The organism is Leifsonia sp. L25, from assembly GCF_050632895.1.
Genome location: NZ_JBODRZ010000003.1, coordinates 1,503,188 through 1,528,126, shown reverse-complemented (window position 1 = coordinate 1,528,126; position 24,939 = coordinate 1,503,188). Strand labels below are relative to the sequence as shown.

20 protein-coding genes and 2 pseudogenes are annotated in these 24,939 nt (G+C 70.1%); 15 read left to right on the top strand and 7 right to left on the bottom strand.

Annotation, left to right across the window (positions count from 1 at the left end):
• The first annotated feature begins 171 nt into the window (after positions 1–171).
• The 3 genes from rocD to ACRAWC_RS11420 all read left to right on the top strand — a co-directional run bounded on the left by rocD (position 172) and on the right by ACRAWC_RS11420 (position 3,899).
• Positions 172–1,434, top strand: coding sequence for an ornithine--oxo-acid transaminase (rocD, locus tag ACRAWC_RS11430; protein WP_431347833.1), 1,263 nt, complete (start codon positions 172–174; stop codon positions 1,432–1,434).
• Between the two features lie 190 nt (positions 1,435–1,624).
• Positions 1,625–3,079: a peptide MFS transporter gene (locus ACRAWC_RS11425; RefSeq protein ID WP_431349426.1), complete on the top strand. Its 1,455-nt coding sequence runs from the start codon at positions 1,625–1,627 to the stop codon at positions 3,077–3,079.
• A 157-nt stretch (positions 3,080–3,236) separates the two neighbouring features.
• The gene (locus ACRAWC_RS11420) at positions 3,237–3,899 is read left to right on the top strand and encodes an MOSC domain-containing protein (RefSeq protein WP_431347832.1); all 663 of its coding nucleotides are present in this window, start codon (positions 3,237–3,239) and stop codon (positions 3,897–3,899) included.
• A gap of 117 nt (positions 3,900–4,016) precedes the next feature.
• On the opposite strand, the gene ACRAWC_RS11415 is transcribed toward ACRAWC_RS11420, so the two are convergent.
• Positions 4,017–4,907 carry a hypothetical protein gene (locus tag ACRAWC_RS11415; RefSeq protein ID WP_431347831.1) on the bottom strand — a complete coding sequence of 297 codons (891 nt, stop codon included), beginning with the start codon at positions 4,905–4,907 and terminating at the stop codon, positions 4,017–4,019.
• 76 nt (positions 4,908–4,983) lie between these two features.
• Between ACRAWC_RS11415 and panD the strand changes: the two genes are divergently transcribed.
• On the top strand, positions 4,984–5,421 hold the full coding sequence (gene panD, locus ACRAWC_RS11410) for an aspartate 1-decarboxylase (protein ID WP_431347830.1): 438 nt from the start codon (positions 4,984–4,986) through the stop codon (positions 5,419–5,421).
• A complete protein-coding gene (locus ACRAWC_RS11405; protein WP_431347829.1) occupies positions 5,418–5,948 on the top strand; it encodes a hypothetical protein in 531 nt (176 codons plus the stop codon). Before panD ends, ACRAWC_RS11405 begins: the two co-directional genes overlap by 4 nt.
• 12 nt (positions 5,949–5,960) lie before the next feature.
• Here the strand turns inward: ACRAWC_RS11405 and ACRAWC_RS11400 are convergent, their stop codons facing one another.
• Complete coding sequence (locus ACRAWC_RS11400; RefSeq protein WP_431347828.1) at positions 5,961–7,247, bottom strand: saccharopine dehydrogenase family protein; 1,287 nt, start codon at positions 7,245–7,247, stop codon at positions 5,961–5,963.
• 95 nt (positions 7,248–7,342) lie between these two features.
• Here ACRAWC_RS11400 and ACRAWC_RS11395 point away from each other — a divergent pair, with 95 nt between their 5' ends.
• Positions 7,343–8,248, top strand: coding sequence for a LysR family transcriptional regulator (locus tag ACRAWC_RS11395; protein WP_431347827.1), 906 nt, complete (start codon positions 7,343–7,345; stop codon positions 8,246–8,248).
• A gap of 13 nt (positions 8,249–8,261) precedes the next feature.
• Here the strand turns inward: ACRAWC_RS11395 and ACRAWC_RS11390 are convergent, their stop codons facing one another.
• Entirely contained in the window at positions 8,262–9,122 is an 861-nt protein-coding gene (locus ACRAWC_RS11390) for an aldo/keto reductase (protein ID WP_431347826.1), read from the bottom strand.
• A 43-nt stretch (positions 9,123–9,165) separates the two neighbouring features.
• A complete protein-coding gene (locus ACRAWC_RS11385) occupies positions 9,166–10,137 on the bottom strand; it encodes an aldo/keto reductase (protein WP_431349425.1) in 972 nt (323 codons plus the stop codon).
• 116 nt (positions 10,138–10,253) lie between these two features.
• On the opposite strand from ACRAWC_RS11385, the gene ACRAWC_RS11380 reads away from it, so the two are divergent.
• Together ACRAWC_RS11380 and helR are read left to right on the top strand one after the other, a co-directional pair.
• Positions 10,254–10,880, top strand: a complete 627-nt coding sequence (locus ACRAWC_RS11380) for an MBL fold metallo-hydrolase (RefSeq protein WP_431347825.1) — start codon at positions 10,254–10,256, stop codon at positions 10,878–10,880.
• Between the two features lie 76 nt (positions 10,881–10,956).
• Positions 10,957–13,114: pseudogene (gene helR / locus ACRAWC_RS11375) on the top strand (RNA polymerase recycling motor ATPase HelR).
• Here helR and ACRAWC_RS11370 read toward each other — a convergent pair.
• The 3 genes from ACRAWC_RS11370 to ACRAWC_RS11360 form a co-directional block, all read right to left on the bottom strand.
• On the bottom strand, positions 13,111–13,359 hold the full coding sequence (locus tag ACRAWC_RS11370) for a glutaredoxin family protein (protein WP_369961548.1): 249 nt from the start codon (positions 13,357–13,359) through the stop codon (positions 13,111–13,113). The pseudogene helR and the gene ACRAWC_RS11370 overlap by 4 nt on opposite strands.
• A gap of 9 nt (positions 13,360–13,368) precedes the next feature.
• Complete coding sequence (locus tag ACRAWC_RS11365) at positions 13,369–14,031, bottom strand: nucleoside/nucleotide kinase family protein (RefSeq protein WP_431347824.1); 663 nt, start codon at positions 14,029–14,031, stop codon at positions 13,369–13,371.
• Positions 14,032–14,129: 98 nt separating this feature from the next.
• Positions 14,130–15,140 (bottom strand): LacI family DNA-binding transcriptional regulator, encoded by a 1,011-nt coding sequence (locus tag ACRAWC_RS11360; protein WP_431347823.1) that lies wholly within the window; start codon positions 15,138–15,140, stop codon positions 14,130–14,132.
• Between the two features lie 316 nt (positions 15,141–15,456).
• On the opposite strand from ACRAWC_RS11360, the gene ACRAWC_RS11355 reads away from it, so the two are divergent.
• The 7 genes and pseudogenes from ACRAWC_RS11355 to ACRAWC_RS11325 all read left to right on the top strand — a co-directional run bounded on the left by ACRAWC_RS11355 (position 15,457) and on the right by ACRAWC_RS11325 (position 24,927).
• Positions 15,457–16,776 (top strand): ABC transporter substrate-binding protein, encoded by a 1,320-nt coding sequence (locus tag ACRAWC_RS11355; RefSeq protein ID WP_431347822.1) that lies wholly within the window; start codon positions 15,457–15,459, stop codon positions 16,774–16,776.
• Positions 16,777–16,848: 72 nt separating this feature from the next.
• The gene (locus tag ACRAWC_RS11350) at positions 16,849–17,796 is read left to right on the top strand and encodes a carbohydrate ABC transporter permease (protein ID WP_431347821.1); all 948 of its coding nucleotides are present in this window, start codon (positions 16,849–16,851) and stop codon (positions 17,794–17,796) included.
• Positions 17,793–18,626: a carbohydrate ABC transporter permease gene (locus tag ACRAWC_RS11345; protein WP_431347820.1), complete on the top strand. Its 834-nt coding sequence runs from the start codon at positions 17,793–17,795 to the stop codon at positions 18,624–18,626. Before ACRAWC_RS11350 ends, ACRAWC_RS11345 begins: the two co-directional genes overlap by 4 nt.
• A gap of 88 nt (positions 18,627–18,714) precedes the next feature.
• Positions 18,715–20,981: pseudogene (locus tag ACRAWC_RS11340) on the top strand (family 78 glycoside hydrolase catalytic domain).
• Positions 20,982–21,286: 305 nt separating this feature from the next.
• Positions 21,287–21,604 carry an L-rhamnose mutarotase gene (locus tag ACRAWC_RS11335; protein WP_431347819.1) on the top strand — a complete coding sequence of 106 codons (318 nt, stop codon included), beginning with the start codon at positions 21,287–21,289 and terminating at the stop codon, positions 21,602–21,604.
• 50 nt (positions 21,605–21,654) lie between these two features.
• Entirely contained in the window at positions 21,655–22,818 is a 1,164-nt protein-coding gene (gene rhaI / locus ACRAWC_RS11330; RefSeq protein ID WP_431347818.1) for an L-rhamnose isomerase, read from the top strand.
• 72 nt (positions 22,819–22,890) lie between these two features.
• Positions 22,891–24,927 (top strand): bifunctional aldolase/short-chain dehydrogenase, encoded by a 2,037-nt coding sequence (locus tag ACRAWC_RS11325; RefSeq protein WP_431347817.1) that lies wholly within the window; start codon positions 22,891–22,893, stop codon positions 24,925–24,927.
• The last annotated feature ends 12 nt before the right edge of the window (positions 24,928–24,939 follow it).

Here is a 24,939-nt window from a genome sequence, read left to right as displayed (position 1 = left end):
TGAGGCGGATTGCGCATCCGCCCGCTGGCGCGCACGAATGCTGTGAGTTGGAAGCAGATGCGGCGATTTCGTGCGTGAAGACGCAGCCAATCGCTGACATCCGCGTGTGAGACTAGCTCCCAGCTTCGGTGGCGGCACGCTGACGTGCCGCACGACCCAGAGAGGACGACCATGGCCGACACCGTCGCCCACCGCATCCACCCGAACACCCCGGCCCCGACGGAGCGCCAGGCGCAGGCGATCGCGCTCGAGGACGAGCACGCGGCGCACAACTACCATCCGCTTCCGGTCGTCATCGCCGAAGGCCAGGGCGCCTGGGTGACCGACCTCGACGGCCGCCGCTACCTGGACTGCCTGGCCGCGTACTCCGCCGTCAACTTCGGCCACTCCAACCCGCTGCTGCTGGACGCCGCACGGGCGCAACTCGACCGGATCACGCTCACCAGCCGCGCGTTCCACAACGACCAGCTCGGCCCGTTCGCGACCGAGCTCGCGGCGCTGGCCGGCAAGGACATGGTGCTGCCGATGAACACCGGCGCGGAGGCCGTAGAGACCGCGATCAAGGTGGCGCGGGCGTGGGGCTACCGGGTGAAGGGCGTGCCGGACGGACGCGCGAACATCGTCGTGATGGCGGGCAATTTCCACGGCAGGACGACGACGATCGTCAGCTTCTCGGACGACCCCGACGCGCGCGACGGGTTCGGCCCGTACACGCCGGGGTTCCGAAGCGTGCCGTACGGGGATGCGTCCGCTGTGGCCGACGCGATCGACGAGGACACGGTCGCGGTGTTGGTGGAGCCGATCCAGGGCGAGGCCGGTGTCGTGGTCCCGCCTCCCGGCTTCCTGCCCGCGGTCCGTGCGCTCTGCGACGAGCGCCGCGTGCTCCTGGTCGCCGACGAGATCCAGTCGGGGCTCGGGCGGGTCGGGGCGACGTTCGCCTGCGACCTGGTCGGGGTCGTGCCCGACCTCTACCTGCTCGGCAAGGCGCTCGGCGGCGGGATCGTCCCGGTCTCGGCCGTGGTCGGGAACCGCGATGTGCTGGGCGTCATCCACCCGGGCGAGCACGGTTCGACCTTCGGAGGCAACCCGCTGGCCGCTGCGGTCGGCCGCGCCGTTGTGGGGCTGCTGGCCACCGGTGAGCCGCAGGAACGCGCCGAACTCCTCGGGCGCCGCCTCCACGGCGACCTCGCCCGCCTGATCGGCCACGGCGTCATGGAGGTCCGCGGCGCGGGACTCTGGGCGGGCATCGACATCGACCCGTCGCTCGCGACCGGGCGCGAGGTGTGCGAGTTGCTGATGGAGCGCGGGGTGCTCGCGAAGGACACCCACGGGTCCACGATTCGGCTGGCGCCACCGATCGTGGTCGAGCCGGGAGACCTGGACTGGGCGGTGGAGCAGTTGGAGGCAGTGCTGCGGGAGTTGGGGGCGAGGTAGGGGTGGAGTTTCGTGCCGAATGTCGACTCTGACACCGTGAGAGTCGACATTCGGTCCGAAAGTGCTCGCAGCTCTGCCGTTCACCTCTGTTCGTTCAGGTGGCAGCATGGGCGCCATGACCGACACCGGAAACTCGCACGGTCCCGAAGGCGACGGCCACGACGGGGGATCGACGCCCGCGGGCGCCGCCATGGCGACCGTCGCGACCGACGCGAGTCACGGGTTCTTCGGGCAGCCGCGCTCGCTCGCCAACATCTTCGGCGTGGAGATGTGGGAGCGGTTCTCCTTCTACGGGATGCAGGGCATCCTCCTCATCTACCTCTACTACGGCGCGGCCAAGGGCGGCCTCGGCATCGACCAGGCGACCGCCGCGGGCATCGTCGGCGCGTACGGCGGGGCCGTCTACCTCTCCACGATCCTCGGCGCGTGGCTGGCGGACCGGCTGTTCGGGTCGGAGCGGGTGCTGTTCTGGAGTGCGGTCGTGATCATGGCGGGGCACATCTCGCTCGCCCTGCTGCCCAGCTTCGCCGGCGTGATCGTCGGCCTCCTGTTCGTCGCTGTCGGCAGCGGAGGTCTGAAAGCGAACGCGACGCGCATCGTCGGGACGCTCTACGACGAGCACGACTCCCGTCGCGACGCGGGGTTCTCGCTCTTCTACCTGGGCATCAATCTGGGCGCGTTCTTCGGCCCGCTGCTGACCGGGCTGCTGCAGTCCACGCTCGGCTTCCACTGGGGCTTCGCGCTCGCCGCGGTCGGGATGGCCATCGGCCTCATCCAGTACTCGCTCGGCCGCAAGCGACTCCCCGACCTCGCGCGCGAGGTGCCGCACCCGCTGCCGCGGAAGCGGCTCCCGCTGATGATCGTGATCGCCGTGGTCGGGGTGATCGTCATCCTCGCGCTCGTCCTCACCGGGATCATCAACGCGATCAATCTCGCCCTCTGGGTGATCGGCATCACCATCGTCGCGGCGATCGCGTACTTCGTCGTCATCCTCAGCTCGAAGCTGCTGAGCGGCGACGAGCGCAGCCGGATCGTGGCCTTCATCCCGCTCTTCATCACGAGCGCGGCGTTCTGGTCGCTCTACCAGCAGCAGTTCACCGTGGTGACCATCTACTCCGACAAGCGCCTCGACCGGATGCTGTTCGGGTGGGAGTTCCCGGTCTCGTGGGTGCAGTCCATCAACCCGATCTTCATCATCATCCTGTCCGGCGTGTTCGCGGCGATCTGGACCAGGTGGGGCGACCGGCAGCCGTCGACTCCGCTGAAGTTCGCGGCCGGGACGGTCGTGATGGGCCTCGCGTTCTTCCTCTTCCTGTTCTGGGCCGGCGGCGGGGCGAACAGCACGCCGCTGCTCGCGATGGTCGGCATCCTGCTCGTGTTCACGATCGCGGAGCTGCTGATCTCGCCGGTCGGCCTCTCGGCGTCGACCAAGCTGGCGCCGCACGCATTCCAGGCGCAGATGGTGGCGCTGTACTTCCTCTCGGTAGCGCTGGGGACGGCGATGTCCGGCCAGCTCGCGAAGCTGTACTCGCCTGCGACGGAGGGCGTGTACTTCGGGGTGATCGGCGCTGTCGCGGTGGTGATCGGTGTCGTGCTGGCGGTGATGAGTCCGTGGGTGCTGCGGATGATGCGCGGAGTGCGTTAGGGCTCGTCGTCGGTAACGGAGGAGATCCCGGGCGACACGCCGGCGTGCGGCAGTCGACGGAGGAGATCGCGGGCTGCTGCGGCGGGATCTCCTCCGTCGGCTGCGGCTGCGGCTGCGGCTGCGGCCGGGACGCGCGGCGCCCGGCATACTGGAGGGCATGGCTGAACGGGATGGGGGAGCGCGGGTGCTCGCGGTGTGCCGCGTGGCGCAGCTGCGGCCCGACGCCGGCAATGTCGGCGTGACGGCGATCGACAAGCAGCCGGTCGAGACGCGGCTCAAGGTGCGCGGGCTCGGCCTCTACGGCGACGTGCAGGCCGACCGCAAGCACCACGGCGGCTCGACCAAGGCGCTGTACGCCTACGCCGAGGAGGCCGCCGAGTGGTGGGCCGCCGAGCTCGGCCGGCCCATCCCGGCCGGGTTGTTCGGCGAGAACCTCCGCACCCTCGGCCTGGACGTCGACGGCGCCGAGATCGGCGAGCGCTGGCGGATCGGCGAGAAGCTGGTGGTCGAGGTGACCTGCCCGCGCACGCCGTGCGCGACGTTCCAGCGCCGGATGGGCGAACCGCAGTGGGTGCGCCGGTTCACCGAGGCCGGGCGCGTCGGCGCGTACCTGTCCGTCGTGCACGCCGGGTCGGTCGGCGCGGGTGACACCGTGGAGGTCGTGCGGCGTCCCGGGCACGGGGTCACCATCGCGTCGTGGTTCACGGCCGCGGACACCGACCAGGCCGACGCGCTCGCCGCGGCGGAGGAGGCCGGCGCGCTCGAGCTCGCGCGCGAGATGACGGAGTCGATCGCGACGGTGCGCGGGCGCGCAGCCTGACCCGCCCGCGCCCGCAGCTAACGGAGGACATCCGACCGCCCTCGCGCGCGAACTCCTCCGTTCACTGCGACGACCCGGCGTGTCGCGCCCCATCTCCTCCGTTGGCGACGACGCGACCTACTCCTCGTCCAACCCCAGTTCCCGCCGCCAGTGCGCGAGGAACTCCGCCCCCGCGCTGTCGTGCACGGCGTCGCCGATCGTGATCACCTCGTAGGGCCGCTCCAGCACGCCGTCGGCCGGCCGCACGTCCACGTGGGCGACCTCCCGCCCGGTGCTGTGGACATAGTCCGCCATCTTGTAGTCGCTGCGGGAGTCGCCCACCGACCGCCACCGGTGCGGGAGCGGGCCGCGCTCGGCGAAGTAGTCGAACGCGCGCTGGGCGCCGCGGTCCTTGTCGAGCAGTACGGACTCGATGTCGGTGGAGATGATCGTCGGATCGATCCGGAACGGGACGTCGCCGGCCGCGTCAGGGGCGACGCGCTCGCCGTAGCGCAGGCCGAGGCCGAGGCCGAGGCCGGTCAGAAGGTCGAACGCGGCATCCTCGAAGCGGGTCTGAGCGTCCCGGTACGTCTCCGAGTCCACGTCGGTGCGCTGCTCGACGGAGATCATCGCGCGCTTCGTCTCGTCGAAGAACATCGTGTCGGCGAACCGCTCCCGGACCAGCGACCGGATGCCGTCGACCGCAGCGTCGGGGAGCGCGACCGACGCGTCGACCGCGACCTCGCCCATCCCGTCGCCCGTGATCGGCGCCCAGGCGCCGCCCTTCTCGAACACGCCGAACATCCGGGCGCCGTGCGATTCCAGCGCCTCCTCGAGCCCGGCGTCGCAGAGCGGCGCGACCACCTGGTGGCGGATGAAGTCGCCCGAGCGGCCCGTGATGAACGCGATCGGGACGCCCGCCGCGGTCATCGCGACCAGGTCGGTGACGATGCTGCGGATGGCGATGGTCCGGGTGACGGGGCTGGCGATCGGGCCGTCGACGTCGAAGAGGAGTCCGAGGTTGTGCACGCTCCATTCTCCCGTGCGGAGCGCGGCCTCCTGGAACAGCGGGACAATGGACGGGAGACCACGAAGGGACCCGCCCGTGCTGCGAACCATGTTCAAGTCGAAGATCCACCGCGCCACGGTCACGCACGCCGACCTCCACTACGTCGGCTCGCTGACCGTCGACCTGGACCTGATGGAGGCCGCCGACCTTCTGCCCGGCGAGCAGGTCGCCGTCGTCGACGTGACCAACGGGTCCCGGTTCGAGACCTACCTGATCGCGGGCGAGCGCGGCAGCGGCGTCATCGGGGTGAACGGCGCGGCCGCCCACCTGGCGGAGGTCGGCGACACCGTCATCGTCATCTCGTACGCTCAGCTCGACAACGCCGAGGCGCGGGACTTCGTGCCGACGGTCGTGCACGTCGACGGCGAGAACCGCATCCTCGCGGTCGGCGCCGACCCGGCCGAGGCGCTGAGCGAGGGTGTGAGCGTCCCGCCGTTCGCGGTGCCGTCCGCGGCCGGCACCGTGGTCGCGTGACGTACCGCGCGACCGAGCGCATCCACACCGTCGAGGCCCGGCGCATCGAGCTGGAGGCCGAGGTGCCGTTCGCGCAGCTCCGGCGTGCGTTCGAGGAGCAGGTGCCCGAGCTCGACCGGAGGTTGCAGAGCGGCCTCCTGGACCAGGGCGCGGACTGGTCGACGTTGACGCGCATGCTCGAGGGGCCGGCGATGCACGGCCTCGTGCGGTTCTGGACGGGCGACCCGCGCGCGGTCATGCGGGCGGGCGGCGTGGACACGGCGAGCGTGGGCTACCTCGTCGGCGACTACGCGACGGCGGCGCGGATGTACCGGCACGACGCGGGCGCGATGCTCTACACGCCGATCCGGGTCGAGCTGCACGACGCGGGCGGGGGCCGCACCGTGCTCAACGTCGAGCAGCCGAGCGCGCCGCTGCGCGGGTTCGGCAACAACAAGATCACGCAGGCCGGCTACGAGCTCGACCGGAAGCTGGGCGACCTCCTCGAAGACCTCGGGCTTCCGCGGCCCAGCGTGCTGCGGCTGTAGCGGCGCGGGAGGTCAGGGCTCCCGCAGCCCCCAGGCCTGGCCGTAGCCGCCCTCCGCCTCGGGCCGCTCCATCAGCTCCAGGAACGGCCGCGCAGGGAAAGCCTCCGGCCCGAGGACGCCGGCGCCCGTCCACGTCCCGCTCGCCAGCAGCTCCAGCGCGATCACCGGGTTGAGCGCGGTCTGCCAGACCACGCACTGCGCGTCGTACTCGCGCATCGTCCACTCGTTGTCGGCCACGTGGTACAGGTACACGCTGCGCGGGAGGCCGTCCTTCCCGGTGCCGGTCACCCACAATCCCGCGCAGGTCTTGCCGGTCATGCGCGGGCCGATGCCGGCCGGGTCGGGGAGGGCCGCGGCGACCACGTCGCGCGGGGCGACCTCCACGGGCCCCGCCGCACTGCGGACCCGGAGCGGCGCTGCGGAGTCCAGCCCGAGCAGGTGCAGCGTCTTGAGGACGCCGATGAACTCCGCGCCGAGCCCGTACTTGAACGTCACCCGTTCGGCGTCCAGCCAGCGCGGCATCAGCAGCACCTCTTCGTGCTCGACGTTCACGCACTCGACCGGGCCGATGCCCTCGGGGAAGTCGAAGACCTCCGGCTCGCTGAACGGCGGGGTGGTGAACCAGCCACCGCCCTCCTCGCCGAGCCGTCGCTTCTCGAAGATCACCGGCGGGTTGAGGCACTCCTCGATCGTGGTCCAGATGCTGAACGACGGAGCGAAGATCTCGGATCCCTCGTCGTCGCGGACCACCAGGTTCGCGCCGTCGCGCGTGCCCAGCTCGTCGATGTGGGAGAAGAGCTCGTCGGCGGCGTAGCGCGCGAACACATCCGAGAGACCCGGTTCGACGCCCATGCCGACGAGGGCGAGGCGGCCGGCGGCCTCCCAGCGCTGGTTCTCGGCGAACTGGGCGTCGCCGAGCTTCACCCCGGTACGGCGGTACGGGTCGGTCTCGTGCGGGTGGGAGAGGCTCATCGCCATGTCGAGGTAGTCGGCGCCCGCCGCGAGGGCCCCGGCGAAGATCGACTCCACGAAGGAGGGCTCGACCGCGTTCATGACGTGCGTGGCGCGGTGCTCACGCGCCACGGCCGCGACCGAGCTCGGGTCGGAGGCGTCGATGCGGGTCGCGGTGAAGCGGCGGCCGACGCGCTCGCCGTGTCGCTCGTGGACCCAGGAAACCGTGGCCTCCGCCCGGGACAGGTCGTAGTCGCTGACGACGAGGGAATCGAAGAACGACCGGCGCGCGGCGATCTTCGCGATGGCGTTTCCGACGCCGCCGGCGCCGATGAGCAGGATGCGCATGGCGCCTATTGTGCCCGCGGGGAGGTCGCGGGGGCGAGGCATCCTCCTCCGCTCGCGTCGATGGAACGTAGCCGATTGACCAGTATCCTTGCTGAATGGAACTTCGCCAGCTCGAGCACTTCGTCACCGTCGCCGAGGAACGGCACTTCACCCGCGCCGCGGAACTGCTGCAGATCTCCCAGTCCGGGCTGTCCGCCTCCATCCGCTCGCTGGAGCAGGAGCTGGGCACGTCGCTCTTCATCCGAAGCACCCGCCGCGTCGAGCTGACGACGGCCGGCCAGGCGCTGCTCGCGGACTCGGTGCGCACCCTGGCCAGCGCAGCAGCCGCTCGCAACGCGGTCGCCGCCGTCCGCGGGCTGCTGCGTGGCCGGCTCACGATCGGCGCGGAGCCGTGCCTCGGATCGGTCGACCTCCCGGCCGAGCTCGCGGCGTTCCGCACGGCGAACCCCGGTGTGGAGGTCCGGCTGCGCTATTCGGGATCGGAGGAGCTGGTCGAGGCCGTCGCCGGAGGTCGCGCCGACGTCGCCGTGGTCGTCGACACCGGCCACGCCCCGAGCGGTGTGCGCCTCCGCCCGCTGACCACTCAGTCGCTGCTCGTGCTCTGCCACCCGGAGCACCGGTTCGCGGCCGAGGACAGCATCCCGATCGAGGAGCTGCGCGGCGAGCCGCTGGTCGGCTTCCAGGAGGGCTGGGCCGCGCAGACGCTGGCGCGCCGTGCATTCGCGGCGGCCGGCTTCGACTACCGCGCGGCGATGGAGGTCAACGACGTCCACCCGTTGCTCGACCTGGTGGGCTACAACCTCGGCATCGCGGTGGTCCCGGCGAGCTTCGCGCGCAAGCGGCCGGAACAGCTTCGGGCGGTGGCGCTCAGCGGGGACGTCCCCGAGTGGACGGTCGCGGTCGCCGTGTCGGACGAGCCGAGCCCGGCGGCGGCGGCGTTCCTGCGGCAGCTCGCGCGGGTGGAGGCGCCGACCGCAGTCGACGCCTCCACGCCTGCCTGACGACCCGGACTCGCTAGGCCGCGTTCAGCGCCGCCAGCTCCTCCTGCGTGAGCTCCACGTCCACCGCGGTGAGGGAGTCCAGGATGGTCTCCGGACGCGACGAGCCGGGGATCGGGATGACGTGCGGGCTCTGCGCGAGGTGCCAGGCCAGCGCCACGACCTGCGGGCTGACGCCGCGGGCGGAGGCGATGTCGGCGAACGGCGCGAAGCGGTCGCCGAGATCGCTCGCGTTCGAGATGCCGCCCAGCGGGCTCCAGGGCAGGAACGCGATGCCCAGCGCGTCGGCCAGTCGCAGCTCAGGCTCGCTGGAGCGGAACGCCGGCGAGAACTGGTTCTGCACCGACGCCAGCCGGCCGCCGAGGATCTCCTGCGCCTGGCGGATCTGGTCGGGGTTCGCATTCGAGATGCCGGCGTAGCGGATCAGCCCCTCGTCGAGGAGGTCGCGGACGGCTCCCACGGAGTCCGCGTAGGGGACCTCGGGGTCCGGCCGGTGGAACTGGTACAGGCCGAGGGCGTCGCCGCCGAGGCGGCGCAGCGACTCCAGTGCGGCCTCCCGGATGTGCTCCGGACGGCCGTCCACGGTCCAGCTTCCGTCGCCGGGCCGCTGGTGGCCGCCCTTCGTCGCGACGAGGACGGTGGAGGCGTCGCCGCTCCAGCTGCGCAGCGCCTCGGCGATGAGCTCCTCGTTGTGGCCGACCTCGTCGGCGTGCACGTGATAGGCGTCGGCTGTGTCGATCAGGGTCACGCCGGCGTCGAGCGCGGCGTGCACGGTCGCGATCGAGCGGGACCGGTCGGGGCGGCCCTCGATCGACATGGGCATTCCGCCGAGGCCGATCGCGGACACCTGCAGGTCGGCCAGTGCGCGGTACTTCATTCGTTCTCCTTGCGTGTTCGAAACGTGGGCGGGGCGGGATGGGCTACCAGGCGTAGTGCTCGGGCGCCGTCTTGTGCCCGGGGAAGATCTCGTCCAGGCGGGCCAGCGCCGCATCGTCGAGCTGGACGTCGAGCGCGCGGATGCCGGCGTCGAGCTGCTCGCGGGTGCGCGGGCCGATGATCGGGCCGGTCACGCCGGGGCGGGTGAGCAGCCAGGCGAGCGCGACGTCGCCGGGCTCGTGGCCGAGGTCGGCGGCGAACGACTCGTAGGCCTCGATCGCCTCGCGGTGGGTGGCGAGCGTCTCGGCCGCGCGGCCCTCCAGGCGGCGCCGGCCCTCGTTCTGCTTGCGCAGGACGCCGCCGAGCAGGCCGCCGTGCAGCGGGGACCACGCGATCACGCCGACCCCGTTCGCCTGGGCGGCAGGGAGGACCTCCAGCTCCACCTGGCGGGTGAGGAGGTTGTAGATGGACTGCTCGCTCACCAGGCCGAGGCTGCCGCGAGACCGGGCCTCCGCCTGCGCCGTCGCGATGTGCCAGCCGGCGAAGTTGCTCGAACCGGCGTAGAGGATCTTGCCCTGGGTGATCGCGACGTCGATCGCCTGCCAGATCTCGTCCCACGGGGTGTCCCTGTCCACATGGTGGAACTGGTAGATGTCGATGTAGTCGGTCTGCAGTCGCTTCAGGCTGGCGTCGAGTGCGCGGCGGATGTTCAGGGCGGACAGCTTGCCCTCATTGGGCCAGTCGCCCATCGCGCCGTAGAGCTTGGTGGCGAGGACGGTCCGCTCGCGCCGCCCGTCGCCCTGTGCGAACCAGTCGCCGATGATCGCCTCGGTCGCGCCGTGGCCCTTGCTGCGGCCGTAGACGTTCGCCGTGTCGAAGTAGTTGATGCCCGCCGCGTGGGCGGCGTCCATGATCCCGTACGAGTCCTCGGGCGTCGTCTCCGGCCCGAAGTTCATCGTGCCGAGCACGAGGCGCGACACCTTCAGTCCGGAACGGCCGAGCTGCGTGTACTGCATGTCTGTCATGGCGCCAGCCTCCGCCGGAACCGGCGAGAAGTCCAACAGGAGATGTGGATGGGATTGTGCGGCTGGGGTGATGGATCGCGGGATGCCCGCCGACTAGCATCCCACTCATGCGCGAGGTCATTCCCGGAGTCCACCAACTGCAGTCCGCCCGTGCCGGCAACGCCTACCTGATCGAGGAGGCCGACCGCTCGGTGCTCGTCGACACCGGGCTGCGCTCGGGGGCGGAGCGCGTGGTCGCGGAACTCGCGGCCGCGCGCATCCCGGCGCTCACCGACGTCGTGCTCACCCACTACGACCCCGACCACGTCGGCGCTGCCGCAGCCGTGCAGCGGGCCACGGGCGCGCGGGTGTGGCTGGGCGCCGCGGACGTGCGGATCCTCCGCGGCGAGAGCGTGGCGCCCACCCGGATGCGCCGCGCGATGTTCCGCAGCGGGTGGCTGGGCCGCGCCGAACTCCCCGACCTGAGCGAGCTCCCTGACGATGTCGAGACCGAGGTCGCGCCATCGGTCGTCGCTGTCCCGGCACCGGGTCACACCCCCGGCCATCACCTGGTCCGCTGGCGAGGGGTGGCGTTCATCGGCGACGCCGCCCGGGTCTCCGGCGGGAGGCTGGTGCACTTCCCCGGCTTCCTGATCAGCGACCGGGCGGCCGCGGAAGCGACGCGTGTCGCCATCGCCGCCTCAGCCCCGCGGCTCGTCTGCCCCGGTCACGGCGCCCCCGCGCGCCTCGCCTGACGTTTCCCCCGCATTTCCAGGATACGGGAGGGCAGGGGGCTTGCGGCAAGGCCCCGGTCAGGGCGCAGAATCGTCGATCGTGACTGCGATTTCCCCTGCCTTCGCCCTGCCCGAGAACCTCCACGCCAAGTCCGCTCCTTCCCTCATCGCCGCCGACGAACAGCACTTCGCGGCCATAGACGAAACGCTCCGGTGGACCCTCGCCGAGCTGTCCGACCGGCTCGCCGCCGAGCTCCGCGCGCCCGGTGGCCACGGCCAGAAGGCACTCGACCGGGACACCGAGGTCCGGCGGCTGAGCGCCCGGCTGCGCGCGCTCGGACGGTTCGGGATCGACGTGTGCCTCGGGCGGATGGTCAGCGACGTGGGGAGACCGTCTACATCGGCCGCTTCGGGCTCACCGGCGGCGACGGCGAGAAGTTGCTCGTCGACTGGCGGTCGCCCGCGGCCGAGCCGTTCTTCGGCGCGACGCTCGCGGACCCGATGGGGCTGGTCAGCCGTCGACGCTACCGCTGGGCGAAGGGTCGGGTGACCGACTACTGGGATGAGGTGTTCGCGGCCGATGCCTGGGACGACGCCACCGAGCGGGCGGCGCTGGACGACCAGTCCGCCTTCATCGCGAGCCTCGGCGCGAGCCGGACGGCGCGGATGCGGGACGTGCTGGCGACCATCCAGGCCGACCAGGACGCCATCATCCGGGACGGCTCGCGCGGCGCGCTCGTGGTCGACGGCGGTCCGGGCACCGGGAAGACGGTGGTCGCGCTGCACCGCGCCGCGTACCTGCTGTACGCCGACCCGCGGCTGTCGCACGGGCACGGCGGCGTGCTGTTCGTGGGGCCGAGCCCTGCCTACCTCGCCTACGTAGCGGACGTGCTGCCGAGTCTCGGCGAGGAGGGCGTGCAGCTCTGCACGCTGCGCGATCTGCTGCCGGAGGGCGCGTCCGCAGAGCCCGAGTCCGACGAGGCGGTCGCCCGGCTCAAGGCGTCGGCCGCGATGGTGACGGCGGTCGAGCGCGCCGTCCGCTACCACGAGGTGCCGCCGTCGCGCGGGATGGTGGTCGAGACCGAGTGGGCCGACCTCCCCTGACGCCCGACGACTGGGCGGACGCATTCGACGCGGCCGGCGCGGGCGTCCCGCACGACGAGGCGCGCGACGAGGTGTGGGAGGAGCTGTTGACGATCCTGGAGGCGAAGGCGGCCGACGCGATCCCGGCCGCTGCGCTGCGCCGTCAGCTCACGCAGAACGAGGCGCTGCGGGCGGCCTTCACCCGGGCGTGGCCGCTGCTCGACCCGGCGGGCGTGCTCGGCGACCTGTTCTCGGTGCCCGCCTACCTGCGCGCCTGCGCGCCGTGGCTGACCGACGACGAGGTGCGAGCGCTGCAGCGCTCGGAACCCCGTGCGTGGACCCTGTCCGACCTCCCGCTGCTCGACGCCGCGCGGCAACGCATCGGCGACCCGGCGGCGAACCGGGTGGCGCGCGAGCGGGAGGCCGTGCTCGCCTTCGAGCGCGAGGGCCGCAACCGGGTGGTGGACGACCTGATCGCCGCCGACGACGGCGAAGGACTGGTCACGATGCTGAAGGTGGAGGACGCGCAACGCTCCCTGATCGACGAGGCCGCCCTCCCGAGCCTCGACCCGGATCTGCTGGCCGGGCCGTTCGCGCACATCGTCGTGGACGAGGCGCAGGAGCTCACCGACGCCGAGTGGCGGATGCTGCTGCGGCGCTGCCCGTCACGCAGCTTCACGATCGTGGGGGACCGGGCGCAGGCGCGGCACGGGTTCACGGACTCGTGGGCCGGGCGGCTGGCGACGGCGGGCATCCCGGAGGTTCGCGTCTCCACCCTGACCGTGAACTACCGCACGCCCGAGGAGATCATGGCGGAGGCCGCGCCGGTGATCCTGGCGGCCATCCCGGACGCGAACGTGCCGACCTCGGTCCGCAGCAGCGGGCTGCCCGTCGTCCGCGGGCGGCGGGACGAGCTGGACGGGATCGTGGCGGAATGGCTGTCGGCGAATCCGGTCGGGATCGGAGGGGTGATAGCAGTGCAGGGGGAGCCGCGCTGGGCGTCGCCCTCCGACCGCCTCCGCGTCCTCACTCCCGCGCAGTCGAAAGGGCTGGAGTTCGACCTGGTGGTGCTGCTCGACCCGGACGGGTTCGGGGGCGGGATCGAGGGGGCGGTCGACCGGTACGTCGCGATGACGCGGTCGACGCGGGAGTTGGTGGTGCTGGCGGGCTAGACCGCCAGCGCCGCCTGCAGCTCCGCGTCGCTCGGCTCCACGAGGTGGCGCCCGTCCGGGAACACGATCACCGGGATGTTCGTCCGCCCGCTGATCGCCTGGGCGCGGTCGGCCTGCTCAGGCTGGGCGACGAGGTCGATGTACTCGTAGTCGGCGCCGAGGCGGTCGAGGAGGGCCTTGGAGCGGATGCAGTCGCGGCACCAGTCCGCGCCGAACATCGTGACGGTGTCGAAAGTGTCGGTCATGCTCTCAGCCTAAGCAGCCCCGACTGGGAGTCCGCCGTCCACGATCAGTGTCGCGCTCGCCGCGGTCGGTTCGATGAGGCGGGCATTGGCGCCGTCGACGTCGCGGGCCCAGGCGAGCGCGGCTTCTGGGGTGCGGCCGTGGCGGGTGTGTCGGTCGACGAGCCGGCGCACCCGCTCCTCCTCGGGCGTCGCGACGAACCACGACTCGGCCAGCAGGGCTTGGATGCGCGACCACGGGTCGGACGGCGCCAGCAGGTAGTTGCCTTCCACCACGATCAGCCGCGTGCCCGGCAGGACGGCCAGGCTCCCGGCGATGGGCTCGCCGACCGCGCGGTCGAAGGCCGGCGCGTAGACGGGGTGGTCGGGCTCGGCGAGGACGCGCTCCAGCAGCGCCACGAAGCCCCAGCCGTCGAAGGTGTCGATCGCGCCCTTGCGGTCGTGGCGGCCGAGCGCCTCCAGGGTGGCGTCGGCGAGATGGAAGCCGTCCATCGGGAGGTACGCGGTGACGGGCTCGCCGGCCTGCTCGTTCGCCGCGTCCACCACAGCGCGGGCGAGCGTCGTCTTGCCGGAGCCGGGACTGCCGGCGATCCCCACGAGCGCGCGGCCGCCGTCCGCGGCCAGGAGGAGGGCGCGCCGTGCGAGCGCGTGCGGGTCGGTGGGCGACGAGTCCATACCGCCATTGTCCACGCGTTCGACCGAAGGATTCGGCCCGAATGAGGCGTATGCCTGCCCGATTCGCGACATTCGGGCGGAATCGTGTGACGTCGCGGTCAGCGGGGCTCGGTGCTCGCCCGGATCACGAGCTCGGGCTGGTACAGCACCCGTCGCGGCTCCAGCTCGGGGTCGTCCGCCTCCTCCAGCAGGATCTGCACGGCCGTCTCGCCGATCAGATGGCTGGGCTGGCGGATGGACGTGAGCGGCACGACCGAGGCGCCGGCGAACTGGATGTCGTCGTAGCCGATCAGCGCGATGTCGTGCGGGACAGCGAGCGTGCCGTCGACGACGAGCGTCTGCAGCAGGCCGATCGCGAGCAGGTCGTTGGCGGCGAAGACCGCGTCGGGGCGGTCTCCGGGGGCGCGATCGGCGATGGCCTGGCCGGCACGGCGGCCCTCCAGGACGTTGAGCGCAGCCACGTCCACGACCTCCAGGGTCACGCCGGGATGCCGTTCGACGACAGACCGGGCGCCGGCGAGTCGGTCGGCGACCTGCTGGATCGCCATCGGGCCGCCGACGAATGCGATGCGCGTACGGCCGGTCTCGATGAGATGCGTCGCTGCCATCGCGCCGCCGGCGACATCGTCCACCGACACCGAGCTGAAGGTGCTGTCGCTGCTGACCCGGTCGACCAGCACGGCGGGGATGCCGCGGTCGCGCATCCGCCGCAGCCGTGCTGCCGCGTCGCCGACCGGGGCGAGCAGCACGCCACGCACCCGGAGCTCCTCGAACAGGTTGAGGTAGCCGGACTCGCGGTCCTGGCGCTCGGTGCTGTTGCCGACGATCACCGAGTAGCCGGCGTCCGCCGCCGCGTTCTCGGCGGCCGTGGCCACGTCGGTGAAGAACGGGTTGGCGCCGCTGAGGCTGATCAGCCCGATCGCCTGACTGTGCCCGAGGCGGAGCTGGCGGGCGGCCTCGTTGCGCACATAGGAGAGCTTCTCCATCGCGAGGTGGACCCGTTCGACCGTCTCGGCGGACACGATCTCGGGCCGGTTGAGCACATTGGACACGGTGCCCACGGACACCTGCGCCAGTGCTGCGACGTCCTTGACGCTTGCGGAAGCCATACTGATTCCCCTCTCGCCGGTCATCGTAACGGATGCGCGGGTTGAATCGAAACAATAATTCAATCCGTCGACCTACGGAGACAAACCGACCGATGGTAGCTGATAAAAAATACCCGGTCAATCAATTATTCTAACCGCCGACCTCATCTCAGTTCACCTTGAACGAACGATTCAGCGACCGATTTTCGTCCCGTTACTGAATCGACACAATTGGTTCTTGACGGCATCACCCCCGAGGACTTATCTTCATGTGAAGCGTTTCAAAACACCCCGAACACCCAGGGGCGGAAGCGTCCCGAATACAAGGAGGTATTTGATGTTCTCTCGCAGGACGACGACAAAGGTCGTCGCCACGCTCGGCGGGATCGCCATCGCGGCGCTCGCCCTCGCAGGCTGCAGCTCGTCGGGCGGAAACTCGAACGGCCCGGTGACCATCTCGCTGCTCGCCGCGGGCAACGACCCGGCCAGCACCAAGTTCGCGAACGACCTCTCGACGGCTTTCCACAAGGCCAACCCCAAGGTCACCGTCAAGGTCGAGACCCGCCCGGCGGGCACCGACGGCGACAACCTGATCAAGACGCGCCTCTCCACCGGGGACATGAACGACGTGTTCCTGTACAACTCGGGCTCGCTGTTCCAGGCGCTGCACCCCGACACCCAGCTCCAGCCGCTCACCGATGAGGCGTGGGTGAAGGAGATCACCGACGACTTCAAGAAGACCGTCAGCACCTCGAAGGGCACGTACGGCGCCCCGACCGGCACGACGTTCGACGGCGGCATCATGTACAACAAGAAGGTCTACGAGAAGCTCGGCCTGTCGGTGCCCACCACCTGGAACGAGTTCATCAGCAACAGCGAGAAGATCAAGGCCGCCGGCATCGTCCCGGTGATCCAGTCCTACGGCGACACCTGGACCAGCCAGCTCTTCGTGCTCGGCGACTTCGCCAACGTGAACGCGGCCGACCCGAAGTGGGCGGACGACTACACGGCGAACAAGCCGAACGCGAAGTACTCCAAGCAGCCGGCGCTCGAAGGCTTCGCGCACACGCAGGAGGTCTTCGACAAGGGCCTGATGAACAAGGACTACGCGTCCCTCACCAACGTCAACGCCCTGAAGATGCTGGCGACCGGCGAAGGCGCGCAGTACCCGATGATCACCACCGTGATCAGCAACGTGCTGCAGTCCAACCCGGACCAGATCAACGACATCGGCTACTTCGCGATCCCGAGCGACTCGGGTGAGCCGCACGCGACAGTGTGGGAGCCGGGCGGCGCGTACATCCCGAAGACCACCACCGGCGACAAGCTGGCCGCCGCCAAGAAGCTGGTCGCGTTCATCAACTCGCCCACGGGCTGCGACATCCAGAACAGCGCGGGCACCCCCGCCGGCCCGTTCGCGATCAGCACCTGCAAGGTCCCGGACAGTGCGCCCGCGCTGGTCAAGGACGAGCTCAAGTACCAGGACGACAAGAAGACGGGCCTCGCGCTCGAGTTCCTGTCCCCGATCAAGGGCCCGAACCTGGAGAAGATCCTGATCCAGGTCGGCTCGGGTATCTCCTCCGGCACCCAGGGCGCCGCCCTGTACGACCAGGATGTGAAGGCCCAGGCCCAGCAGCTCGGTATCAAGGGCTGGTGAGCCCGTCCGGGCCGGCGCTGCGGCGCCGGCCCGGGCACCACACACCCCAGAAGACTCGACGAGGAGCAGACAATGTCGACGGCAAGCCCCGCGACCGCCACCCAGGCGGCCGACATCATCACCGAGGTGGGGGCCTCGGCGAAGAACAGACCACGGAAGTCACGGATGCGCTCGCACTATCCGACCTGGTTCTTCATCCCCGCGATCGTCCTCTACGTGATCTTCTTCGCGATCCCGACGGTCTCGTCCTTCTACTTCTCGCTGACCCGCTGGTCGTTGTTCGACTCCCAGTTCATCGGGTTCGCGAACTATGTGCAGTTCTTCCAGGACCCGCAGCTGTACACCAGCTTCATCCACACCCTCATCTACGCGGTGCTGACCTCGGGCGTGAAGGTGATCCTCGGGTTCCTGCTCGCGCTGCTGCTGACCTCCCCGGTCGTCGGGCGCGGCTACCTGCGGGCGGTCGTGTTCTTCCCGGTGCTGCTGTCCACGATCGGCGTCGGCATCCTGTGGAAGTCGCTGCTGGATCCGTTCCACGGCATGGTCAACGCGGTGCTCGGCTTCTTCGGCCTCCCGCAGCCGGGCTGGTTCACCGACCCCAATCTGGCGCTCTACACGATCGCCGGCGTCGACATCTGGAAGGGCGTCGGTATCGCGACGCTGATCTTCATGGCCGGCATCGTCGCCATCCCGAACGAGTACTACGAGGCGGCGAGGATCGACGGCGCCGGGTCGTGGAACATCCTGCGCCGCATCACGATCCCGCTCTCGCGCGGCGCGACGGCGACGGTCATCATCCTGTCGCTGATCGGCGGCCTGCGCTCCTTCGACATCATCTGGGCGACCACCGGAGGCGGCCCCGGCTTCACCAGCGACGTGCTCGCGTCGGTGATCTACAAGCAGTACCAGGCCGGGTTCTACGGCCTGTCCACCGCCGGCAACGTCGTCCTCTTCCTCCTAGTGACGCTGATCATGGTGCCGCTGTCGTACGTCCTGAACAGAAAGCAGGTGGAACTGTGACCCGCACGAAGGTCCGCGCCTGGGTCGTCGGCGTCGTCGCGATCCTCGTCTCCGTCGTCGTCTTCCTCGTCCCGTTCGCCTTCGTGGTGCTGCAGGCGTCGAAGACCCCGGACGACGCCTCCAGCCTCGCCTTCACCTGGCCCAAGGAGTGGTCGTTCTTCCCGAACCTGATCGCGGTGCTGCAGAGCGGCGACGGACTGATCTGGCGGGCGTTCCTCAACTCGTTCGTCCTCACCGTCGGCTCGGTGGCGCTCATGGTGGTGCTGTCGGCGATGGCCGGCTACATCCTGGCCCGCAAGCGCAGCGAGTGGGGGCCGGTGGTCAACTTCTTCGTGCTCGCCGGGCTGATCGTGCCGCCGGCGGTGGTGCCGACCATCTGGGTCCTCCAGGGCACCGGGCTCTACAAGACGATGCCGGGCATGATCCTGATCGAGACCACCTTCGGGCTGTCCTTCTGCATCCTGCTCTTCCGCGCCTTCTTCAACACGGTGCCGAAGGAGCTCGACGAGGCCGCGGTGCTGGACGGCGCGGGCCGGGTGCGGCTGTTCTTCCAGGTGATCCTGCCGTTGCTGCGACCGGTCATCGTGACCGTGATCGTGGTGCAGTCGGTGTTCGTCTTCAACGACTTCGCCGGACCGCTGTACTTCCTTCCGGGCTCCGACAACGCGACCGTGCAGACCACGCTCTACACCTTCGCGGGGCAGAACCTGAGCTTCTACAACCTGCTCTTCATGGACATCCTGCTCATCACCATTCCGCCGCTGGTCGCCTACATCTTCTTCAACCGGCAGATCGTCGCCGGCATGACGAGCGGCGCGGTCAAGGGCTGACGGCCTCCACCGCCGAACACGACGAACACGCGAACAACGAACACCGAACGAAACCGGAGACACGACAAACATGACTTGGCACGCCCAGATGATCGCCGCCGACGAAGCCTTCGACGGAGCACCGCTGCTGCGCAGGGAGTTCGCGCTGGAGGACGGCCACGGCGCCGTCGCCCGCGCGACCCTCACGCTCACCGCCCAGGGGTGGTGGAGGCCTGGTTGAACGGCCGTCCCGTCTCGGACGACGTGCTCACGCCCGGCTGGAGCAGCTACGAGTGGCGCCTGCGCTACGCGACCTATGACGTCACCGCGCTGGTCGAGGCGAGTTCTTCCGAAACCGGCACCGTGCTCGGCCTCGCCCTCGGCAAGGGCTGGTTCGGCGGCCGCCTCGGCTGGTCGGGAGGCGGCTCCTGGTACGGCGACGCCCAGGGCGCGTTCGCCCAGTTGGAGGTGGAGTTCGCGGACGGCAGCACCCAGCTCGTCGTCACCGACGACGCCTGGGCGAGCGGCCCGAGTGGGGTGCTCGCCAACGACCTCTACGACGGTCAGACGATCGACGCCCGCCGCCGCGACGACGCCTGGAAGCTGCCGGGCTTCGTCGGCGAGGGGTGGACGGGCACGCACGCGATCGAGTTCGACACCGCGAAGCTGGAGCCGTATATCGGCCCGTCGGTGAAGCGCTGGGCGACCCTGCCGGTGCAGGAGATCAGCACTTCCCCGTCGGGCAAGACGCTGGTCGACTTCGGGCAGAACCTGGTCGGCTGGATCAAGGTGCGTGTGCAGGGTCCGGCCGGGTCCGAGGTGACGATCCGGCATGCGGAGGTGCTGGAGCATGGTGAGCTGGGCGTGCGTCCGCTGCGGACGGCGCAGGCGACCGACCGGTACATCCTCAGTGGAGGCGTGGACGTCTTCGAGCCGACTTTCACCTTCCACGGCTTCCGCTACGCCGAGGTCACCGGCTGGCCGGGCGAGTTGAAGGCGGAGGACCTGACCGCGATCGCGGTCGGCTCCGAGCTGACCCGCATCGGGGAGTTCTCCAGCTCGGATCCGCTGCTGAACCAGTTCCACGAGAACGTGGTGTGGGGGATGCGCGGCAACTTCGTGGATGTGCCCACCGACTGCCCGCAGCGCGACGAGCGCCTCGGCTGGACCGGCGACATCGCCGCGTTCGCGCCGACCGCCGCCTACCTGTACGACGTGGACGCCTTCCTCTCCGACTGGTTGGTGGACCTCGACCTGGAGCAGCAGCACAACGAGGGGATCGTCGGCTTCGTCATCCCGGATGTGCTCAAGTACATGCCGCATCCGGAGGACTTCGGCAAGCCGGACACGACCGCTCTCTGGAGCGACGCCGCGGTCTGGGTGCCGTGGGATCTCTACGAGGCGTACGGCGACACCGCGGTGCTGGAGCGCCAGTTCGACTCGATGGCCTCGCACGTGCGCCGCGTGAAGTCCCTGCTCTCGCCTGCAGGCGTCTGGGACGGCAACTTCCAGTTCGGCGACTGGCTCGACCCGGACGCGCCGCCGGAGGACCCGGCGAAGGCGAAGGCCGACAAGGGTGTGGTGGCCACAGCGTGCGCGTACCGGTCGGCGCGGATCCTCGCCGACACCGCCGCGCTGCTCGGCCGGACGGCGGAGCAGGCGGAGTTCGAGGCGCACGCCGCCGAGCTGCGCGCAGCCTTCAACCGCGAGTACGTCTCGGGTGGCGTGGTGATGAGTGACTGCACGACGGTCTACTCGCTGGCGATCGTGTTCGGGCTCTTGGAGCCGGCTGATGTGGAGTTCGCCGGGGACCGGCTGGCCGAGCTCGCGGCGGATGCGGGTTACCGCATCTCCACCGGGTTCGCGGGCACGCCGTTCATCGCGGACGCGCTGACGCAGACCGGGCACACCGATGTCGCGTACCGGCTGCTGCTGGAGAAGGAGTGCCCGTCCTGGCTGTACCCGGTGACGATGGGTGCGACAACGGTGTGGGAGCGGTGGGACTCGATGCTGCCGGACGGCACCATCAACCCGGGCGAGATGACCTCGTTCAACCACTACGCCCTCGGCGCTGTCGCGGATTGGATGCACCGCGTGGTGGGTGGTCTGGCTCCGTTGAAGCCGGGCTACGCGTCGGTGCTGATCGCCCCGCAGCCCGGCGGCGGGCTGACCGAGGCGGCCACGTCGCTGGAGACCCGGCACGGCCGGGTGTCGGTGCGCTGGAGCCTCGACGGCGACCTGCTCACGGTCGACGCCGAACTCCCGGACGGGGTCGACGGCATCCTGCGGCTGCCCGGCCGTGAGGACCAGCCGCTGAGCGGTGGACCGGTGTCGGTCACCGCGGAGGTTCCCTCGTCCGTGGGCGCCGTGCGCTGACGCCGGACGGACGAGGAGTGATCGACCATGCGGCGCGAGCGTCTCTGCTCGGCGCCGCGCCGCATGGGCGGTGGAGCTCAAGGGCAGCGCGGAGCGATGCCGCGACCCCAGCCCCGAGGGAGCCTGCGACCGCGCGGTGGAGCTCAGGGGCAGCGCGGAGCGATGCCGCGACCCCAGCGCCGAGGGAGCCTGCGACGGAGGATCCCGCAATCAGCCCCGGACGTGTTATGCTTTGAATCGATTCAGCTTGAATCGATTCACAACATGAGATCAACGACGAGAACACAGACGACAAGGGAGTTGACGTGGAACGGGTGTGCTTCACGATGCGGCTGAAGCCGGAGCGGGTCGCCGAGTACCTGGCCGCGCACGAGACCGTCTGGCCGGAGATGCTCGACGCACTCCGCGAAACCGGCTGGTCGAACTACTCCCTCTTCGTCGACCAGGAGGAAGCGCTCGTCGTCGGGTACCTGGAGACCGACGACTTCGAGGGCGCGATCGCTGCGATGAACGAGCGCGAGGTCAATGCGCGCTGGCAGGCCACGATGGCCGGCTTCTTCGCGGAGGAGACGGCTCCGGACAGCACGATGAAGCGGCTGACCGAGTACTTCCATCTTCAGTAGACGGCGTCCCACGCCCACGAGCATCCTGTGACATCCACGAAAGGGAGACCATGACCCTCACCGACGACATCCGCTCGCAGCTCGCGCTGCAGGCCATCGAGCTCCCGAGCTGGGCGTTCGGCAACTCGGGAACGCGCTTCCGGGTGTTCGGCACTCTGGGGACGGCGCGCGACCCGTTCGAGAAGATCTCGGACGCGGCGCAGGTGCACAAGCACACCGGCCTCGCGCCGACGGTCGCCCTCCACATCCCGTGGGACAAGGTGGACTCCTACGCCGACCTCCGCAAGCACGCCCAGGACCACGGGGTGGAGCTCGGCACGGTCAACTCGAACACGTTCCAGGACGACGACTACAAGTTCGGGTCGGTCACCCACTGGGACGACCGGATCCGTCAGAAGGCGATCGACCACCACTTCGAGTGCATCGACATCATGAACGAGACCGGGTCGCGCGACCTGAAGATCTGGCTGGCGGACGGGACGAACTACCCGGGCCAGGACTCCATGCGCGCCCGCCAGGACCGCCTGGCCGACTCGCTTGCGAAGATCTACGAGCGGATCGGCGAGGGCCAGCGGCTGGTGCTGGAGTACAAGTTCTTCGAGCCGTCGTTCTACCACACCGACGTTCCGGACTGGGGCACCAGCTACGTCCAGACCGCAGCGCTGGGCGAGCGGGCGATGGTGTGCCTGGACACCGGCCACCACGCGCCGGGGACGAACATCGAGTTCATCGTGATGCAACTCCTGCGCCTCGGCAAGCTCGGCTCGTTCGACTTCAACAGCCGCTTCTACGCCGATGACGACCTGATCGTGGGCGCGGCCGACCCGTTCCAGCTCTTCCGGATCGTGTTCGAGGTCATCCGCGGCGGCGGCTACGCCAACCCCGATGTGGCCTTCATGCTCGACCAGTGCCACAACCTGGAGGCGAAGATCCCCGGCCAGATCCGCTCGGTGCTCAACGTGCAGGAGGCCACCGCCAAGGCGCTCCTGGTCGACACCGAGGCGCTCGCCGCCGCGCAAGCCGCCGGCGACGTGCTGGCCGCGAACACCGTGTTCATGGATGCTTTCAACACGGACGTGCGCGCCGACCTGGCCGACTACCGCACCTCACGCGGCCTCCCGGCCGACCCGATGGCCGCGTACAAGGCCTCCGGCTACCAGCAGAAGATCGAGACCGAGCGCGTCGGCGGCACCCAGGCCGGCTGGGGTGCCTGAGTCGCCCGCCTCCCGCAGTATCCACTCGCACGCATCGACTCGCAGACACCATCGCAGAAGGAACCACGCAGAATGACGAACGAGACCGTCGCGGCCCTCCTGGCCCGGTCGAACCGCCTCGGCGCCGACCCGAAGAACACGAACTACGCCGGCGGCAACACGTCCGCCAAGGGCACCGAGACCGACCCGGTGACCGGTGAGCCGGTCGAGCTGCTGTGGGTCAAGGGCTCGGGCGGCGACCTCGGCACGCTGAAAGAGCAGGGCCTCGCGGTCCTGAGGCTCGACCGGCTGCGCGCCCTCCAGAACGTCTACCCCGGCGTGGACCGCGAGGACGAGATGGTCGCCGCGTTCGACTTCACGTTGCACGGAAAGGGCGGCGCGGCACCCTCGATCGACACGGCCATGCACGGCCTCGTGGATGCCGCCCACGTCGACCACCTGCACCCCGACTCCGGCATCGCGATCGCGACCGCCGCCGACGGGGAGGCGCTGACCGAGAAGGTGTTCGGCGGCCGCGTCGTCTGGGTGCCGTGGCGTCGCCCCGGCTTCCAGCTCGGCCTCGACATCGCCGCGATCAAGGCGGCGAACCCGGACGCGATCGGCACCGTCCTCGGCGGGCACGGCATCACCGCATGGGGCGACACCAGCGAGGAGGCCGAGGCCAACTCGCTGTGGATCATCCAGACCGCCGCCGACTACATCGAGGCCAACGGCCGTCCCGAACCGTTCGGCGCCACGCTGCCCGGCTACGAGCCGCTGCCGGAGGCCGAGCGCCGCGCCAAGGCCGCCGCGCTCGCGCCCCACCTGCGGGCCATCGCCTCCACCGACCGCGTGCAGGTCGGGCACTTCACCGACGCGGAGGTCGTGCTCGACTTCCTCGCGTCCGCCGAGCACCCGCGCCTCGCCGCTCTCGGCACGTCGTGCCCCGACCACTTCCTCCGCACCAAGGTCAAGCCGCTCGTCCTCGACCTCCCGGCCGACGCGTCCATCGAGGATTCGGTGGCGCGCCTGGAGGAACTGCACGAGCAATACCGCGCCGACTACCAGGCCTACTACGACCGGCACGCGACGCCCGACTCGCCTGCGATCCGCGGCGCGGACCCGGCGATCGTGCTCATCCCGGGCGTCGGGATGTTCTCCTACGGGGCGAACAAGCAGACGGCCCGCGTCGCGGGCGAGTTCTACGTCAATGCGATCAACGTGATGCGCGGCGCCGAGGCGCTCTCCACCTACGCTCCCATCGACGAGGCGGAGAAGTTCCGCATCGAGTACTGGGCGCTCGAGGAGGCCAAGCTCCAGCGGATGCCGAAGCCCAAGCCGCTCGCGGGCCGCATCGCGCTCGTCACCGGCGCGGCCTCCGGGATCGGCAAGGCCATCGCCACCCGGCTCGCGGCGGAAGGCGCGTGCGTCGTCATCGCCGACCTGGAGCTGGAGAAGGCGCAGGCTGCGGCGGCCGAGATCGGAAACTCTGATGTCGCGCTCGGCGTCGTCGCGAACGTGACCGACGAGAAGGCGATCGACGCGGCGATCCAGGATGCGCTGCTCGCCTTCGGCGGCCTCGACCTCGTCGTCAACAACGCCGGCCTCTCCATCTCCAAGCCGCTGCTGGAGACCACGACCGCCGACTGGGACCTCCAGCACGACGTCATGGCGAAGGGCTCGTTCCTCGTCTCGCGCGCCGCCGCGAAGGTCCTGATCGACCAGAAGCTCGGTGGCGACATCGTCTACATCTCCTCGAAGAACTCGATCTTCGCCGGGCCGAACAACATCGCCTACTCCGCGACCAAGGCCGACCAGGCCCACCAGGTGCGCCTGCTGGCGGCGGAGCTCGGCGACCACGGCATCCGCGTCAACGGCATCAACCCCGACGGCGTCGTGCGCGGGTCCGGCATCTTCGCCGGCGGCTGGGGCGCCAAGCGCGCCGCGGTCTACGGCGTGCCGGAGGAGGAGCTGGGCAAGTACTACGCCCAGCGCACGCTGCTGAAGCGTGAGGTGCTCCCGGAGCACGTCGCCAACGCCGTGTTCGTGCTGTGCAGCAGCGACCTCGACCACACCACCGGACTCCACATCCCCGTCGACGCGGGCGTCGCGGCGGCCTTCCTCCGATGAACAAGGCCGTGC